Source organism: Streptomyces sp. NPDC004667 (assembly GCF_040609475.1).
Classification (GTDB): domain Bacteria; phylum Actinomycetota; class Actinomycetes; order Streptomycetales; family Streptomycetaceae; genus Streptomyces.
On the sequence record NZ_JBEXKC010000037.1, the window covers coordinates 1 to 14,764 of the forward strand.

The following is a 14,764-nucleotide window of genomic DNA, read 5'->3' on the forward strand; positions in this document are numbered from 1 at the left end:
GGCCGAAGGCCATCGCGAAGCGACGCGACCGAAGGGAGCGCCCTTGAGGGACCGGACCGGCGCGGAAGGACGATGGACTGGCGGGAAGCCCCCAGCCCCGCTCTGATCCGGGCCCGCTGGGTCCCGCCGCCCCCGGGCCCCGGGCCGGGACCATCCCCCGCCCCGGGTGAGGGGCCTGCCCGTTCCCGCTCGCCCTCGTGGTCCCGTCGTCGTCGCGACGGAGAGCGCCCCCGTTAGACGTAGTCCTCCAGGCGGGCGATCTTGTAGCCCTGCTGCTGGATGTGCTGGAGCATCCGCGTCGTCATCTGGGTTTCCGTCGTGCCCTTGAGTTCCGACGGGCCGCGGAAGTGGGCCAGGATGATGTCGCCCGGCTTGAAGGCGGAGCCTTCGCTGTACTGGAAGTCGTTGATCTGCATCGACTCACGCCACAGGAAGACCGAGGTGATCCCGCACTCGGAGGCTGCCTTGAGGGTGTCGTCGTTGTAGTTGCCGTACGGCGGCCGGAAGGCGGTCGGGCGCTTGCCGAAGCGCTTCTCCAGGCGGTCCTGCTGCCCGCAGATCTCCTTCTTCTGCGCCGCGAAGGGCAGCGTGCGCAGGTTCGGGTGGGTCAGCGTGTGGTTGTTGATCGTGCTGCCCGAGCCGTTGTCGCGGAGCTTCTCGAAGTACGAGTAGTCCGCCGACGCGATGTTGTCGGTCAGGAACATGCTGATCGGCAGCTTCAGATCGGCCGCCATCTTCAGGAACTCGGGGTCCTTCTCCGCACCGTCGTCGAAGGTCAGGAAGACGACCTTGTCCGTCGCCGGGACGGGTATTCGGTCCAGGACGACCGGCTTCCCCGGTGCGGCCTTGGGGAGTTGGGGCTTCTGCGCGGGCTTGGGGGCGTACTGGAGGGGGGCGGTCAGACCCCACTTCTTGTACGCCTCGTCCGCGGGCGTCCCCGCCGAGGCGGAGGCCCCGGGGGCCGCGGAGGGCCGCCCGGACGGGGAGGCCGAGGCCTTCCCCGTCTCCGTCGTGGTCTTGCGTCCCAGTCTCTCGATGGGATCCACGCTGTTCCCGCACCCCGTCAGGGACAGCGCGAGCGCGCCGGCCGTCAGCGTCCCGGCTACCAGCCGGCGCGCGTACATCACAGGTAATCCTCCAGGCGAGCCACGGCGTACCCCTTGTCCGTGACGGTCTTCATGACATGACGGATCATGTCAGGCATCGTGCCCTTCCAGTCCTCCCGACCCCGGAAATGGGACAGGATGATGTCCCCGGGGTGGAGGTCCCGGTCCCATTCGCGGTAGTCCATCCGGTTCACGAAGGCTTCCGCGTTCCAGAGCGGAACCGCCTTGATGCCGCAGGACTTGGCCGCGCGCAGGGTGTCCTGGTTGTAGTTGCCGTACGGCGGCCGGAAGAGGGTCGGGCGCTTGCCGAACTGCTTCTGGATGGTGTCCTGTTGGCCGCAGATCTCCTCGCGCTGCTTCTCGTAGGAGAGCGCGGGCATGTAGCGGTGGTTCAGGGTGTGGTTGTTCAGGGTGACGCCCGCGTCCTGCATCCCCTTGAAGTAGGGGTAGTTGTCGCGGACGAGGTAGTCGCTGAGGAACGCCGTGTACGGGATCTTCAGCTCCTGCATCATCTTGACGAACTCGGGGTCCTTCTCCGCGCCGTCGTCGATGGTCAGGAAGACGACCTTGTCCTCCGTCGGGACGGTGGTGAAGACCGGCGGGAGCTCGTCCTGGTCCTCGACCTCGAAGCCCTCCCGGGTGGTGATCTCGGGCTTCACCTTCGGCGCGGCCGGGGCCATGAGCGGCGTCTTGAGCAGGCCCCACTTCTTCGCGGCGGCGATCCGGGCCTGCTGGGCGGCCTTGAGCTGTTCCGCGGAGTTGGCGAGGGCGCCCGCCGCCCCGGAGCCCGCTTCGCCGGCCTTGGTCTTGGCCGGCGCCTCCCGGTCCGCGGCCCCGCAGCCCGTGCCGAGGGCGGCGACGAGCAGCGCGGCCACCGCCACCCCGTACCGGCCGCGCGGGCGGGCCGCGGACCGGTGACCATACTGCGCAGTATTTCCCTTTTGTCGTACTAGCTGCATAGCAGCGGATCCTTACACCGCGCAGCCCCGCCCGGCAGCCGACACCACGGCCGGAGGCCGCCCTTCCCCCGGCTGGCCGACAATGGGACGGTGACCCCCGAAGACTTCGCCGCACTGCTCACCCCCGAGGGCCGCGCGCTCCTCGACTCCCTCCGCGACTACGACCCCGGGCAGGAGCTCGCCGTCGCCACCCGGCTGCGCCGCGAGCACCCCGCCCCGCTGGTGTCGGCGGCGCTCGGGCAGGCCCGTCTGCGGCAGCGGGCGGTGGCGAAGTTCGGGGCCGAGGACGCGTACCGGATGTACTTCACGCCCGGCGGCGGCGAGATGGCCACCCGCGCGTCGGTGGCCTCGTACCGCGCCGGGCGGCTCGCGGCGCTGGGCGTACGGAGCGTCGCGGACCTGTGCTGCGGGATCGGCGGGGACGCCCTGGCGCTGGCCCGGCTCGGGATCCGGGTGCTGGCGGTGGACCTCGACCCGCTGACGGTGGCCGTCGCCCGGGCCAACGCCGAGGCGCTGGGGCTGGCGGACCTGATCGAGGTGCGCGAGGCGGACGTGACGGAGGTGGACGTGTCCTCGTACGAGGCCGTCTTCATCGACCCGGCCCGGCGCGGCGGGCGCGGCCGGATCTTCGACCCGGAGTCGTACTCGCCCCCGCTGTCCTGGGCCGTGGAGACCGCCCGGGGCGCGAAGCACGCCGCCATCAAGATCGCCCCCGGGATCCCGCACGAGGCGGTTCCGGCGGAGGCCGAGGCCGAGTGGATCTCCGACCACGGGGACGTGAAGGAGGCCGTGCTGTGGTTCGGCACCGCCCCGGGCACGGTCCGCGCCACCCTGCTGCCCGGGCCCCGCGAACTGCTGACCGCCGATCCGCTGCCGGATCCGCAGGCGGGCCCGGTGGGCCGCTACCTGTACGAGCCCGACGGGGCCGTGATCCGCGCGCACCTCGTCGCCGAGGTGGCCGCGGAGCTGGACGGCCGGCTCATCGACCCGACCATCGCCTACGTCACCGCCGACGAGCTGCGCCCGACGCCGTACGCGACCGCGTACGAGATCACGGACGTGCTGCCCTTCGGGCTGAAGAAGCTGAAGGCGCTGCTGCGCGAGCGCGGGGTCGGGATCCTGACGGTGAAGAAGCGCGGCTCGGCGATCGAGCCGGAGGAGCTCCGCAAGAAGGTGAAGCCCCAGGGGCCGAACGCGGCGACGGTCTTCCTCACCCGGGTGGACGGCGCGCCGTCGATGCTGATCGGGTCACCCGCCGGACAGTCGGCCGGACAGTCGGCCCGCTAGCCCGCCACCTCCGACAGGACCGCCCGGCGGCGGGCCGCCGCCGGGGCGGGGCGGGCGGCGCGGGCCGCCCAGCGGCGGTGGGTGGCCGCCTTGGCCGCGCCCAGCAGCCCGGTGATCCACAGGATCATGCCGAGCCCCACGAAGCCGACGACCTCCCCGTAGGCCGTCGCGCCGGGCCGCGCCCCGGCCGCCGCCGCGAAGGCGGTCCAGAGCCCGCAGGCGCCCAGGGCCAGGGAGGCGGCCAGCCACACCAGGCTCCGTACCGGCGCCCGCAGCGCGGGGTCGACGACGGGCTCGCGGCCGGCCTCGATCCAGCCGCACAGCAGCTCGTGCTCGCGCCGCTCCCGCCGGGCACCCCGTACGAACCAGATCCCGGCGGGCACCAGCACGCCCACCGCGGTCGCGGTGAAGACGGCCCCGAACAGGGACTCCACGGGGTCGGCGGCCTCGAAGGAGGTCACGGCCAGGCCGACGAACGCCCAGCCGAGCGCGAAGGCCGCCGCCACCGCCCAGAGCAAGGCCAGCCGCCCCAGGCCCAGGCCGCGCCGGCTCAGGTCGGCGAGGAAGCGCGCGCGGTCGGACCGTACGACGGTCTCGTCCAGCCACTCGCGCAGGTGCGCGGGCGGCGGCGGGGGCGGGAGCTCACGGCTAGGCATGCGCATGACCGTAGACCCGGCCGCTCCAGCCCCGCTCGACGCCCGCCTCAGCCGCCGCTGACCTCGACCGACTCGAACCGCCAGCGGTGCACGGCCCGGGTGATCAGGTCCGCGGCCGGCTCGGGCAGTTCGGGCAGCTCCGCCGCGACCCCCTCGGGGGCCTCCCACCAGGTGATGACGAGGACCCGGTCCTGGGGGGCCCGCAGGATCTCGCGGCGCACCGGCTCCCGGGCCAGGACCTGGGCGCGGGCCCACTCCAGCAGCTCGTTGCCGCGGCCGTCGGCGGCCCGGGCCTCCCACATCAGGGCGACGGTGCTCACGAGTACAGGTTGTCCTTGCTCAGCTCGTGCACGTGGTCGTGATCATGGCCGTGGCCGTGGCTGTGACCGCCGCCGCCGTGAGCGTGTCCGCCGTCGTGCTCGTGCTCGTGCTCGTGCTCCTGCTCGTGCCCGTGGGACGTCCCCGGCACGTGCGGGTCCGTCACCGGCAGGGAGGAGTCGGCGGACAGGTCCCAGTCGGAGGCCGGCCGGTTCCGCTTGACCATCTCCGCGCCCAGCGCCGCGACCATCGCGCCGTTGTCCGTGCACAGCTTCGGCCGCGGCACCCGCAGGATGATCCCGGCGTCGTCGCAGCGTTCCTGGGCGAGCGAGCGCAGCCGCGAGTTGGCGGCCACGCCGCCGCCGATCATCAGGTGGTCCACGCCCTCGTCCTTGCACGCGCGGATCGCCTTGCGCGTCAGCACGTCCACCACGGCCTCCTGGAAGGACGCCGCGACGTCGCGCACCGGCACCTCCTCGCCCGCCTTGCGCTTGGCCTCGATCCAGCGGGCCACGGCGGTCTTGAGGCCGGAGAAGGAGAAGTCGTACGCCGCGTCGCGCGGCCCCGTCAGCCCGCGCGGGAAGTTGATCGCCTTGGGGTCGCCCTCGCGCGCGAGCCGGTCGATGACCGGACCGCCGGGGAAGCCCAGCTGGAGCACCCGGGCGATCTTGTCGAAGGCCTCGCCCGCCGCGTCGTCGATGGTCGCGCCGAGCGGCCGGACGTCGCTGGTGATGTCGGGGGCGAGCAGCAGCGAGGAGTGCCCGCCGGACACCAGCAGGGCCATGGTCGGCTCCGGCAGCGGCCCGTGTTCCAGCTGGTCGACGCAGATGTGCGAGGCCAGGTGGTTGACCCCGTAGAGCGGCTTGCCCAGCGCGTACGAGTACGCCTTCGCCGCCGAGACGCCCACCAGCAGCGCCCCCGCGAGGCCCGGACCGGCCGTGACGGCGATGCCGTCGAGGTCGCGGGCGCTGACCCCGGCCTCCTTCAGGGCGCGTTCGATGGTCGGGACCATCGCCTCCAGGTGGGCCCGGGAGGCCACCTCGGGCACGACCCCGCCGAAGCGGGCGTGCTCGTCGACGCTCGACGCGATCGCGTCCGCGAGCAGGGTGGTGCCGCGGACGACGCCGACGCCGGTCTCGTCGCAAGAGGTCTCGATGCCGAGGACGAGCGGTTCGTCAGCCATGGGTCTCACTGCTCTCAGGGTGTTCGGGTTGCTCAGGGTCGGTCTTCGTCTGTGCGGGGTCGGTCAGGCGCATCACGAGCGCGTCGACGTTGCCCGGCTGGTAGTAGCCGCGCCGGAAACCGATCGGCTCGAAGCCGAAGCGCTCGTAGAGCCGCTGGGCGCGGGTGTTGTCCACCCGGACCTCCAGCAGCACCTCGGCGCACTCGAAGTCGGTCGCGGCGCGCAGCAGTTCGGTCAGCAGCCGGGCGCCGAGTCCGGTGCCCCACTGGTCGCGGGCGGCCGCGATGGTCTGTACGTCGCCCAGGTCTCCGGCGGACGCGAGCCCCGCGTAGCCGACCATCCGGCCGCTTGCGGGGTCTTCCGCGACGACGTAGCGGCGGGTGGCCCGCGGTCCGCGCGCGTGGGTGAGCTCGGACCAGAACATCCCGGCGGACCAGGCGTCGTCGGGGAACAGCTCGTGCTCCAGCTCCAGCACCGGCTCGATGTCCCACCAGCGCATCTCCCGGAGCACCGCGGTCACGGCCGTCACTGCGGGGTGACCACCTTGTAGTTCTTGGGGACCTGCGCGTCGGGCCGGCGCAGGTAGAGGGGCGTCGGCGGCAGGAACGTCCCGCCCCGCGCGAGCCGCTCCGCCGCGAGGCCCGCCAGGGCCGCCGCCGACTGGTGCACGGGGCCGCGGGCGTCGGTGAACACCTCGGGGTAGAGCTGCGCGCCCTGGCCGACGGCCGGGAGGCCCGCCACGCGCTCGGCGATGTCGGCGGGGCGGTCCACTGCGGGCTCGCCGGTCCGGGTGCGCGGGTCCTCGTAGCGCGCCCAGTAGACCTCCTTGCGCCGCGCGTCGGTGGCGACGGTGAAGGGGCCCTCGACCCCGGCGGCGCCGGCGGCGTAGGCGAGCCCGTCGAGGGTGCACAGGCCGTGCACGGGGACGCCGAGGACGGAGGCGAAGGTGGAGGCGGTGACCAGGCCGACGCGCAGTCCCGTGTAGGGGCCGGGGCCGACGCCGACGACGATGCCGGTGACGGCTTCGAGCTTCACCCCGGCCTCGGCGAGGACCGCGTCGACGGAGGGCAGCAGGAGCTCCCCGTGGCGGCGGGCGTCGACCTGGTTCGACTCGGCGAGGACGGTCTCCCCGTCGTGCAGGGCGACGGTGACGGCGGGCGTGGCGGTATCTACGGCAAGCAAGAGCACGCGAACAGCCTACGACTCCCGGGCCCCGGGGCCTTGCGGCCGGTCACGGCGGAGCCCGGCTGCTACCTTTCGACCGGGGACACGACCGGGGGCCCACCCGGGTCGACGGCGCAGGCGCAAAGAGGTGGAGCAAGGTGGCACGCAGCAGCTCGGGAATCGTGGCCGGGCTCACCGTCGCGGCGCTCGCCGCGATCGGCTTCCTCGGCTGGCAGGCCTCGGCGACCGCGCCCGCGCACCCCGCGAAGACGGCTCCCAAGGCTCCGGCCGCGCAGCAGGAGCAGCCCCCGGCCAAGCAGGACGCGGCGAAGCCCGCCGCGCTGCCCGCCGATTCCGGCACCGGGATGCGGGTCGTGTACTCGGTGTCCCAGAAGCGGGTGTGGCTGGTCGCGGAGGACGGCCGGGAGCCCAGGTCGTTCGCGGTGACGCCGAGCACGGTGCACCCGGCGCCCGGCAGTTACGCGGTCGGCTCGCGCTCGGGCACGGTCACGGGCACGGACGGGGTGCCGATCGAGCACGTCGTCCGGTTCGCCAGCACGGACGGCATCGCGATCGGCTTCAGCGCGCGCGTGGACGGTTCGATGCCGGCGCCGGACCCCGCGAAGAAGACGGGCGGCATCCGGATGACCCGGGCCGACGGTGACGCGATGTGGGCGTTCGCGACGATCAGCTCGAAGGTCGTCGTCGTTCCCTGACGCCGCGCGCCGCGCACCACGCCCCGCCGACCCCACCTCGGGATTCACCCGAACGGGTTACTCAGGCCGCTTCGGACTCCGGAGCGGCCTGTTGTGCGTGCGGGTCGGCGGGGGCCGCACCGCCCCGCGGTGCGGGGTCCCGGTCCGCCCTCCCGGGCGGCGTCGAGACCGCCGTGGCGGCCGCGCCCGCCGCGAGCAGGGCCCGCATGGACACGACGGGCGCTCGCTCTGCTCCTGCTGCCGACATGGCTGCCTCCTGAGACCCCGGGACGCTGTACTTAGGTAGACCTAACCAGCGCTCGGTACCATGTCATCACGCGGCCCCACACCTGCGCAATATCTTCCCGACGGCCTGTCGGTACGTTGTGGGCGCGCCGCCCGCCCGAAACGGCGCACGGGAGGGCGCGCGGCGCGGGCGGAAGGGCGTACGGCGCCACGCGGGAGGGCGTACGGCGCCACGCGGGAGGGCGCCCGGTGCGCGCGGGAAGGCGTACGGCGCCGGGCGGGAAAGCGTACGGCGCCGCGCGGAAGGGCGTACGGCTGCGCGCCTACCGTCCGGCCGCCCCGGTGAGTTCCGCGAGCTCCGCGCCGGACCAGCGCGCCCCGACGCCGCGCAGCGCGACCTCGCGCACGTCGTCCAGGACCTCCTCGTGGCCCACGGCCCGGCCGATCACCACGTGCAGCCGGTCGTCGGAGAGCTCCTCCACCTTGCCGTCGCCCCATTCCACGACGACCACGGACTCGGGCAGCGAGACGTCGAGGTCCAGGTCCTCCATCTCGTCCAGGCCGCCGCCCAGGCGGTACGCGTCCACGTGCACCAGCGGCGGCCCGTCGCCCAGGGACGGGTGCACCCGGGCGATCACGAAGGTCGGCGAGGTCACGGCCCCGCGCACGCCCAACCCCTCCCCCAGGCCGCGGGTCAGGGTGGTCTTGCCCGCGCCGAGCTCCCCGGTCAGCAGGACGAGGTCGCCGGGGCGCAGCAGCCCCGCGATCCGGCGGCCCAGTTCCTGCATGGAGGCGGGCGAGTCGACGGTGACGATGGTTTCGGCGGCGGCCTCGGCCAGGGCCTCAGCCGCCGGGCTGCGCGGTGCTTCCCGCGGTACTTCTTCCATGCGCCCCAACGTTAGTCGGTGCGGGGACGGCTCCGGTGCGCGCCAGGAGGTCGGTCAGCAGCCCGGTCACGATGTCCGGGCGCTCCAGCATCATCAGGTGCCCGGTGTTCTCCAGCACGACGAGGTCGGCGGCGGGCAGCGCTTCCTTGATCGACACGCTGTGCTCGGCCGGGATGATCATGTCCCGGTCCCCGGCGATGACGGTGACGGGGATGTCCGCGAACCGCTGGAGGGCCTCGGTCTTGTCGTGGGCCTGGAAGGCCGGGTAGAACTCGGCGACCACGTCGATCGGGGTCGCCTCGATCAGCCGCTCGGCGAAGCGGGCGACGCCCGGATCCACGTCCCGGGACCCGAACGAGTACAGCTTGATCATCCCGGCGAAGAGGTCGGCGGTGGCCCGGCGGCCCTTCTCCACCAGCTCCACCTGGGAGCCGAGCGCCCTGAGCACGCCGGGCAGGATCCGGCGCACCGCGCCCTGCCCCACGGAGGGCAGCCCGTACGTCACCTGGTCGAGCCGCCCGCTGGAGGTGCCGATCAGGGCCACCCCGAGCACCCGGTCGCGCACCAGCTCCGGGAACTGTTCGGCCAGGGCCATGACGGTCATCCCGCCCATGGAGTGGCCGACGAGGACCAGCGGGCCCTCGGGCGCGGTGGCGTCGATGACGGCCTTGAGGTCGCGGCCGAGCTGTTCGATGGTCACCGGCTCGCCGTCGGCCTGGGCCAGGCCCCGGGCGCTGCGGCCGTGGCTGCGCTGGTCCCAGTAGACGGCCCGGACGACTCCGCGCAGCGCGGCGCGCTGGAAGTGCCAGGAGTCCTGGCCGAGGCAGTAGCCGTGGCAGAAGACGACGGTGGTCCCGGCGGCGGGCGACGAGCGGCGCAGGCGGCGCTTCTTGCCCGGGGGCGCGGGCGGCAGCTCGTCGGTCTCGTAGTAGAGCTCGGTGCCGTCCTCGGCGCGGCAGCCGCCCTCGGTCCCGCGCAGGGAGCCGTAGTCCCCGGCGGCGTCGAGCGCCAGGCGGGCCTTCATGCGGATGCCGCGTCCCACGGTGATCCTTTCGACCGCGACACCGGCCGCGGCGCCCGCCGCTATGACACCGATGGCGGCGCCGGCCCAGCCGGCCTTGCGCCAGTTTTCGCTCACGACGTCGCCGTCCTCACTCAGCCGCCCAGGTACACCCGGGGCACCCGACCTCCGATACGGGTGACGATCTCATACGCGATCGTGTGTGCCGCTTGAGCCCAGTCCTCGGCGGTGGGTTCGCCGCGCTCCGCGTCGCCGAAGACGACGGCCTCGTCGCCCGGCTCGGCGAGGTCCTCGCCGAGGTCGACGACGAACTGGTCCATGGCGATCCGGCCCGCGGCCCGCCGGACCTTGCCGCCGACGAGCACCGGCCCGCGGCCGGAGGCGCAGCGCGGCAGGCCGTCCGCGTAACCGGCGGGGACCAGCGCGAGGTGCGTCTCGGCCTCGGTGACGTAGTGGTGGCCGTAGCTCACGCCGTGCCCGGCGGGCACGGACTTGACCAGGGCGAGCGAGGCCTTGAGGCGCATGGCGGGGCGCAGGCCGAGCTGGGCGGGGGTGCCGAGCTCGGGGGCGGGCGAGACGCCGTAGACGGCCAGCCCGGTGCGGACGAGGTCGTAGTGGCTCTCGGGGAGGGTGAGGGTCGCGGGCGAGTTGGCGATGTGCCGGACCTCGGGGTCGACCCCTTCCTTCTCCGCGTAGGCGAGCATGTCGCGGAAGGCGTCGAGCTGGAGCCGGATGGAGGGGTGGCCGGGCTCGTCGGCGCAGGCGAAGTGCGACCAGACGCCGGTGACCTGGACGGTTCCCTCCGCCTGCGCGGCGACGGCCGCGCCGACGAGCTCCGCCCAGTCGGCGGGCTGGCAGCCGTTGCGGCCGAGGCCGGTGTCGGCCTTGAGCTGGATCCGGGCGGTGCGGCCGGCCGCGCGGGCGGCCTCCCGCACCTCGTCCAGGGCCCACATTCCGCTGACCGACACGTCGATGTCGGCCTCGATGGCCTCCCGCCAGGGCCCGCCGGGGGTCCAGAGCCAGCACATGACGCGTCCCTCGATGCCGGCGGCGCGCAGGGCGAGCGCCTCCTCGGGGGTGGCGGTTCCGAGCCAGGTGGCGCCGGCCTCCTGGGCGGCACGGGCGCAGGGGACGGCCCCGTGCCCGTAGGCGTTCGACTTGACGACGGCCATGAGCTGGGCCCGGGGCGCCCGTGCGCGCAGGGCGCGCACGTTCTCCCGTACTGCGTCAAGATCGATCTCGGCGTACACGCGCGTCGGTGTCTCGTTCATCGCCCACAGTCTCTCAGAACCCCCGCCCCGCCCCGTCTCTACCCGCCCGCGCGCGCCGGACCGGCCCCGCCCGCGGCCCCGGCCGGTGGGGGCCGGGGGCCGGTTCCCCGGGTCAGGACGTGACGTCGCGCCACGCCGCCGGGAGGGCGGCGGCCACCTCCTGCGCCACCGTCGGCGCCCCGTCGGCGGCCAGCCGCCCGGCCAGCCCGTGGAGGTACGCCGCCACCGACCCGGCGTCGGCCCCCGACAGCCCGCCCGCCAGCAGCGCCCCGGCCAGCCCGGACAGCACGTCCCCGCTCCCGGCGGTGGCCAGCCACGGGGTCCCGGTCGGGTTCACCCGGACCGGGCCGGGCCCGGCGGGGGCGACCAGCGTCGTCGACCCCTTCAGCAGCACGGCCGCCCCGTACCGCCCCGCCAGCTCCCGCGCGGCGGCCAGCCGCCCGGCCTCCACCGACTCCCTCGGCACCCCCAGGAGCGCCGCCGCCTCGCCCGCGTGCGGGGTCAGCAGGGTCGCGGCCCGGCGCTGCCGCACCACGTCGGGGTCCAGTCCCCGCAGCCCGTCCGCGTCCACCAGCACCGGCACGTCCCGGTCGGCCAGCGCCCGCGCGACCTCCGCGGCCCGCCCGGCCCCGATCCCCGGCCCGACCACCCAGGCCTGCACCCGGCCCCGCCCGACCAGCACCTCCGGGTGGCGCGCGAGCACGGCGTCCGCCGCCGGCCCCACGTACCGCACCGCGCCCGCGCCGCCCCGCAGCGCCCCCGCGACGGCCAGGACCGCCGCGCCCGGGTACTGCTCCGACCCGGCGACGACCCCGACCACGCCCCGCCGGTACTTGTCGCTGGACGCCGTCGGCACCGGCAGCAGTGCCGCCGCGTCGGCGTGCTGGAGGGCTTCCAGCACGGGGTCCGCGAGGTCCAGCCCGATGTCGACCAGCCGCACCGCGCCCACCCGCGAGGCCCCGGGGTCGATCAGCAGCCCCGGCTTGTACGCGCCGAAGGTCACCGTCACGTCGGCCGCCACCGCCGAGCCCGCCACCTCCCCGGTGTCCGCGTCGACCCCGCTCGGCAGGTCCACGGCGACCACGAGCGCACCCGCCGGGATCCGCTCCGCCAGCGACGCCGCCGCCGGGCGCAGCCCGCCCCGGCCGCCGATCCCGAGCAGCCCGTCCAGGACGAGGTCCGCCCGCTGCGGGACGGACGGCTCGACCCGGCCCCCGGCGGCCCGCAGCGCGGCGAGCCCGCCGGGGTGCATCCGCTCGGGGTCCATCGGCACCGCCGTCACCCGGGCCCCGCGCCGCGCCAGCCGCGCACCCGCGTACAGGGCGTCCCCGCCGTTGTCCCCCGGGCCGGCCAGCACCACGACGCGGGAGCCGTACACCCGCCCCAGCAGCCCCGCGCACACGGCGGCCAGCCCCGCCGCGGCCCGCGCCATCAGGGCGCCCTCCGGCAGCCGGGCCATCAGCTCGCGCTCGGCGGCCCGTACGGTCTCCACGCTGTAAGCAGTACGCATGGCACCAGCGTGCCCGAAGGCCGGGCCGGGGGGCCGCAGCCCGGGGCCGCCGTCCGGGGCCCCGGCCGGAACCCGGACCCGGACCCGGACCCTGGCCCGGACCCGAACCCGAACCCGGACCCGGGGGCCCGTCCCCCGACCTGAGGCCTACTTCTCCGCGATCACCACGGCGGACGCGATCCCGGCGTCATGGCTCAGCGAGATGTGCCAGGACGTCACACCGAGCTCCTTCGCCCGCGCCTCCACCGTCCCGGACACCCGCAGCCGGGGCTGCCCGGACTCCTCCACGTACACCTCGGCGTCGGTCCACAGCAGTCCGCCGGGCGCGCCGAGCGCCTTGGCCAGGGCTTCCTTGGCCGCGAACCGGGCGGCGAGCGAGGCGGTCCCCCGCCGTTCGCCGCCCGGCAGCGTCAGCTCGGAGTCGAGGAAGAGCCGCCGGGCCAGGTTCGGCGTCCGCTCCAGCGCGGCGCCGAACCGCTCGATCTCCGCAACGTCGATCCCCACACCGATGATCACAACAACCCCAACTACTCCACCGTCACGGACTTGGCGAGATTACGCGGCTGGTCCACCTCGTTGCCCCGCGCCGTCGCCAGCTCGCACGCGAACACCTGCAACGGCACCGTCGCCACCAGCGGCTGGAGCAGCGTCGGGGTCGCCGGGATGCGGATCAGGTGGTCGGCGTACGGGACCACCGCCTCGTCCCCCTCCTCCGCGATCACGATCGTCCGCGCCCCGCGCGCCCGGATCTCCTGGATGTTCGAGACGATCTTGTCGTGCAGGACCGAGCGCCCGCGCGGGGACGGTACGACCACCACCACCGGCAGGTCCTCCTCGATCAGCGCGATCGGACCGTGCTTGAGCTCGCCCGCCGCGAAGCCCTCGGCGTGCATGTACGCCAGCTCCTTGAGCTTGAGCGCGCCCTCCAGCGCCACCGGGTACCCGACGTGCCGCCCGAGGAACAGCACGGTGTCCTTGTCGGCCAGCGAACGCGCGAGGCTCCGTACCGGCTCCATCGTCTCCAGCACCGTGTCCACCGCGCCGGCGATGTCCGACAGCTCCCGGATCACGACCTCGATCTCGTCGCCCCACTTGGTGCCCCGCACCTGCCCGAGGTAGAGCGCGACCAGGTAGCAGGCGACCAGCTGCGTCAGGAACGCCTTGGTGGAGGCGACGGCCACCTCGGGACCGGCGTGCGTGTACAGCACGGCGTCCGACTCGCGCGGGATCGTCGATCCGTTGGTGTTGCAGACGGCCAGCACCCTGGCCCCCTGCTCGCGGGCGTGGCGCAGCGCCATCAGGGTGTCCATGGTCTCGCCGGACTGCGAGATCGCGATCACCAGCGTCCGCTGGTCGAGGATCGGGTCGCGGTAGCGGAACTCGCTGGCGAGCTCCGTCTCGCAGGGGATGCGGGTCCAGTGCTCGATGGCCAGCTTCGCGATCATGCCCGCGTGGTACGCCGTACCGCACGCCACGATCACGACCTTGTCGACCTCGCGGAGCACCGCGGCGGGGATGCGCACCTCGTCCAGGGTCAGCAGACCGCTCGCGTCGATCCGGCCGAGGAGGGTGTCGGCGACGGCCTTGGGCTGCTCGGCGATCTCCTTGAGCATGAAGTAGTCGTAGCCGCCCTTCTCGGCCGCCGAGGCGTCCCAGTCCACGTGGTACGCGCGCACGTCCGCGGGCGCCCCGTGGAAGTCCGTCACCGTGACCGCCTCGCGGCGCAGTTCCACGACCTGGTCCTGGCCCAGTTCGATCGCGGAGCGGGTGTGGGCGATGAAGGCCGCCACGTCCGAGGCGAGGAAGTTCTCGCCCTCCCCCACCCCGACCACCAGGGGGGAGTTGCGGCGGGCGCCGACCACCACGTCCGGCTCGTCGGCGTGGACCGCGACGAGGGTGAACGCGCCCTCCAGGCGCCGGCACACCTGCCGCATCGCCTCGGCCAGGCCGCCCCCGGTGGCCGAGAACCGCTCGGCGAGCAGGTGCGCGACCACCTCGGTGTCCGTCTCGGACTCCAGCCGGTGCCCGCGCTCGGCCAGTTCGGCGCGCAGCGCGGCGAAGTTCTCGATGATGCCGTTGTGCACGACGGCCACCCGGCCGGAGTTGTCCAGGTGGGGATGGGCGTTGACGTCGGTGGGCCCGCCGTGGGTCGCCCACCGGGTGTGCCCGAGTCCGGTGGAACCGGCCGGCAGCGGGTGCCCGACCAGCTCCTTCTCCAGGTTGACCAGCTTGCCGGCCTTCTTGGCGCTGGCGAGTCCGCCGTCGGCGAGGACCGCGATGCCGGCCGAGTCGTAGCCGCGGTACTCCAGCCGCTTCAGTCCGGCGATGACCACATCGAGCGCAGACTGCGCTCCCACGTAACCCACAATTCCGCACATAGGCCGCAGCGTACGCGCTGGTCGGCCGTCTGCCCCGTACCCGAACAAGACGAAAACCCCGCCCGGCGGATCACCGGGCGGGG

16 protein-coding genes are annotated in these 14,764 nt (G+C 74.2%); 2 read left to right on the top strand and 14 right to left on the bottom strand.

Annotated elements, in window-relative coordinates:
- Positions 1-233 precede the first annotated feature (233 nt).
- Positions 234-1,124: a polysaccharide deacetylase family protein gene (locus ABZW32_RS21105; protein ID WP_356217989.1), complete on the bottom strand. Its 891-nt coding sequence runs from the start codon at positions 1,122-1,124 to the stop codon at positions 234-236.
- The gene (locus tag ABZW32_RS21110; RefSeq protein ID WP_356217991.1) at positions 1,124-1,987 is read right to left on the bottom strand and encodes a polysaccharide deacetylase family protein; all 864 of its coding nucleotides are present in this window, start codon (positions 1,985-1,987) and stop codon (positions 1,124-1,126) included. Before ABZW32_RS21110 ends, ABZW32_RS21105 begins: the two co-directional genes overlap by 1 nt.
- 168 nt (positions 1,988-2,155) lie before the next feature.
- Between ABZW32_RS21110 and ABZW32_RS21115 the strand changes: the two genes are divergently transcribed.
- Positions 2,156-3,352, top strand: coding sequence for a methyltransferase domain-containing protein (locus ABZW32_RS21115; RefSeq protein WP_356217993.1), 1,197 nt, complete (start codon positions 2,156-2,158; stop codon positions 3,350-3,352).
- On the opposite strand, the gene ABZW32_RS21120 is transcribed toward ABZW32_RS21115, so the two are convergent.
- The 5 genes from ABZW32_RS21120 to tsaB are packed head-to-tail and all read right to left on the bottom strand — an operon-like array spanning position 3,349 to position 6,697.
- Positions 3,349-4,008 (bottom strand): hypothetical protein, encoded by a 660-nt coding sequence (locus ABZW32_RS21120; protein ID WP_356217995.1) that lies wholly within the window; start codon positions 4,006-4,008, stop codon positions 3,349-3,351. The genes ABZW32_RS21115 and ABZW32_RS21120 overlap by 4 nt on opposite strands.
- A 47-nt stretch (positions 4,009-4,055) precedes the next feature.
- Positions 4,056-4,328 (bottom strand): hypothetical protein, encoded by a 273-nt coding sequence (locus ABZW32_RS21125; RefSeq protein WP_356217996.1) that lies wholly within the window; start codon positions 4,326-4,328, stop codon positions 4,056-4,058.
- Entirely contained in the window at positions 4,325-5,509 is a 1,185-nt protein-coding gene (gene tsaD, locus ABZW32_RS21130) for a tRNA (adenosine(37)-N6)-threonylcarbamoyltransferase complex transferase subunit TsaD (protein WP_356217998.1), read from the bottom strand. The genes ABZW32_RS21125 and tsaD overlap by 4 nt, the downstream gene beginning before the upstream one ends.
- Positions 5,502-6,038 carry a ribosomal protein S18-alanine N-acetyltransferase gene (rimI, locus tag ABZW32_RS21135; RefSeq protein WP_356218000.1) on the bottom strand — a complete coding sequence of 179 codons (537 nt, stop codon included), beginning with the start codon at positions 6,036-6,038 and terminating at the stop codon, positions 5,502-5,504. The genes tsaD and rimI overlap by 8 nt, the downstream gene beginning before the upstream one ends.
- Positions 6,035-6,697: a tRNA (adenosine(37)-N6)-threonylcarbamoyltransferase complex dimerization subunit type 1 TsaB gene (tsaB, locus tag ABZW32_RS21140; RefSeq protein ID WP_356218002.1), complete on the bottom strand. Its 663-nt coding sequence runs from the start codon at positions 6,695-6,697 to the stop codon at positions 6,035-6,037. The genes rimI and tsaB overlap by 4 nt, the downstream gene beginning before the upstream one ends.
- Before the next feature lie 134 nt (positions 6,698-6,831).
- Here tsaB and ABZW32_RS21145 point away from each other — a divergent pair, with 134 nt between their 5' ends.
- Positions 6,832-7,389: a hypothetical protein gene (locus tag ABZW32_RS21145; protein ID WP_356218004.1), complete on the top strand. Its 558-nt coding sequence runs from the start codon at positions 6,832-6,834 to the stop codon at positions 7,387-7,389.
- Positions 7,390-7,450: 61 nt separating this feature from the next.
- Here ABZW32_RS21145 and ABZW32_RS21150 read toward each other — a convergent pair whose 3' ends face one another.
- The 7 genes from ABZW32_RS21150 to glmS all read right to left on the bottom strand — a co-directional run bounded on the left by ABZW32_RS21150 (position 7,451) and on the right by glmS (position 14,681).
- Positions 7,451-7,636, bottom strand: coding sequence for a hypothetical protein (locus tag ABZW32_RS21150; protein ID WP_356218006.1), 186 nt, complete (start codon positions 7,634-7,636; stop codon positions 7,451-7,453).
- Between the two features lie 301 nt (positions 7,637-7,937).
- Positions 7,938-8,501, bottom strand: a complete 564-nt coding sequence (tsaE, locus tag ABZW32_RS21155) for a tRNA (adenosine(37)-N6)-threonylcarbamoyltransferase complex ATPase subunit type 1 TsaE (protein WP_356218008.1) — start codon at positions 8,499-8,501, stop codon at positions 7,938-7,940.
- Positions 8,458-9,639: an alpha/beta hydrolase gene (locus ABZW32_RS21160; protein WP_356218010.1), complete on the bottom strand. Its 1,182-nt coding sequence runs from the start codon at positions 9,637-9,639 to the stop codon at positions 8,458-8,460. The genes tsaE and ABZW32_RS21160 overlap by 44 nt, the downstream gene beginning before the upstream one ends.
- A 17-nt stretch (positions 9,640-9,656) precedes the next feature.
- Positions 9,657-10,793: an alanine racemase gene (gene alr / locus ABZW32_RS21165; protein WP_356218012.1), complete on the bottom strand. Its 1,137-nt coding sequence runs from the start codon at positions 10,791-10,793 to the stop codon at positions 9,657-9,659.
- Positions 10,794-10,905: 112 nt separating this feature from the next.
- Positions 10,906-12,303: an NAD(P)H-hydrate dehydratase gene (locus tag ABZW32_RS21170; protein ID WP_356218014.1), complete on the bottom strand. Its 1,398-nt coding sequence runs from the start codon at positions 12,301-12,303 to the stop codon at positions 10,906-10,908.
- A 147-nt stretch (positions 12,304-12,450) separates the two neighbouring features.
- Positions 12,451-12,819: a holo-ACP synthase gene (locus ABZW32_RS21175; protein ID WP_356218016.1), complete on the bottom strand. Its 369-nt coding sequence runs from the start codon at positions 12,817-12,819 to the stop codon at positions 12,451-12,453.
- Between the two features lie 11 nt (positions 12,820-12,830).
- Positions 12,831-14,681, bottom strand: a complete 1,851-nt coding sequence (gene glmS / locus ABZW32_RS21180; protein ID WP_356218018.1) for a glutamine--fructose-6-phosphate transaminase (isomerizing) — start codon at positions 14,679-14,681, stop codon at positions 12,831-12,833.
- Positions 14,682-14,764 lie beyond the last annotated feature (83 nt).

Coding starts and splice junctions, on each gene's coding strand:
- ABZW32_RS21105 (WP_356217989.1), bottom strand. CDS start 1,124: ATGTACGCGCGCCGGCTGGTAGCCGGGACGCTGACGGCCGGCGCGCTC.
- ABZW32_RS21120 (WP_356217995.1), bottom strand. CDS start 4,008: ATGCCTAGCCGTGAGCTCCCGCCCCCGCCGCCGCCCGCGCACCTGCGC.
- tsaD (WP_356217998.1), bottom strand. CDS start 5,509: ATGGCTGACGAACCGCTCGTCCTCGGCATCGAGACCTCTTGCGACGAG.
- ABZW32_RS21150 (WP_356218006.1), bottom strand. CDS start 7,636: ATGTCGGCAGCAGGAGCAGAGCGAGCGCCCGTCGTGTCCATGCGGGCC.
- tsaE (WP_356218008.1), bottom strand. CDS start 8,501: ATGGAAGAAGTACCGCGGGAAGCACCGCGCAGCCCGGCGGCTGAGGCC.
- alr (WP_356218012.1), bottom strand. CDS start 10,793: ATGAACGAGACACCGACGCGCGTGTACGCCGAGATCGATCTTGACGCA.
- ABZW32_RS21170 (WP_356218014.1), bottom strand. CDS start 12,303: ATGCGTACTGCTTACAGCGTGGAGACCGTACGGGCCGCCGAGCGCGAG.
- glmS (WP_356218018.1), bottom strand. CDS start 14,681: ATGTGCGGAATTGTGGGTTACGTGGGAGCGCAGTCTGCGCTCGATGTG.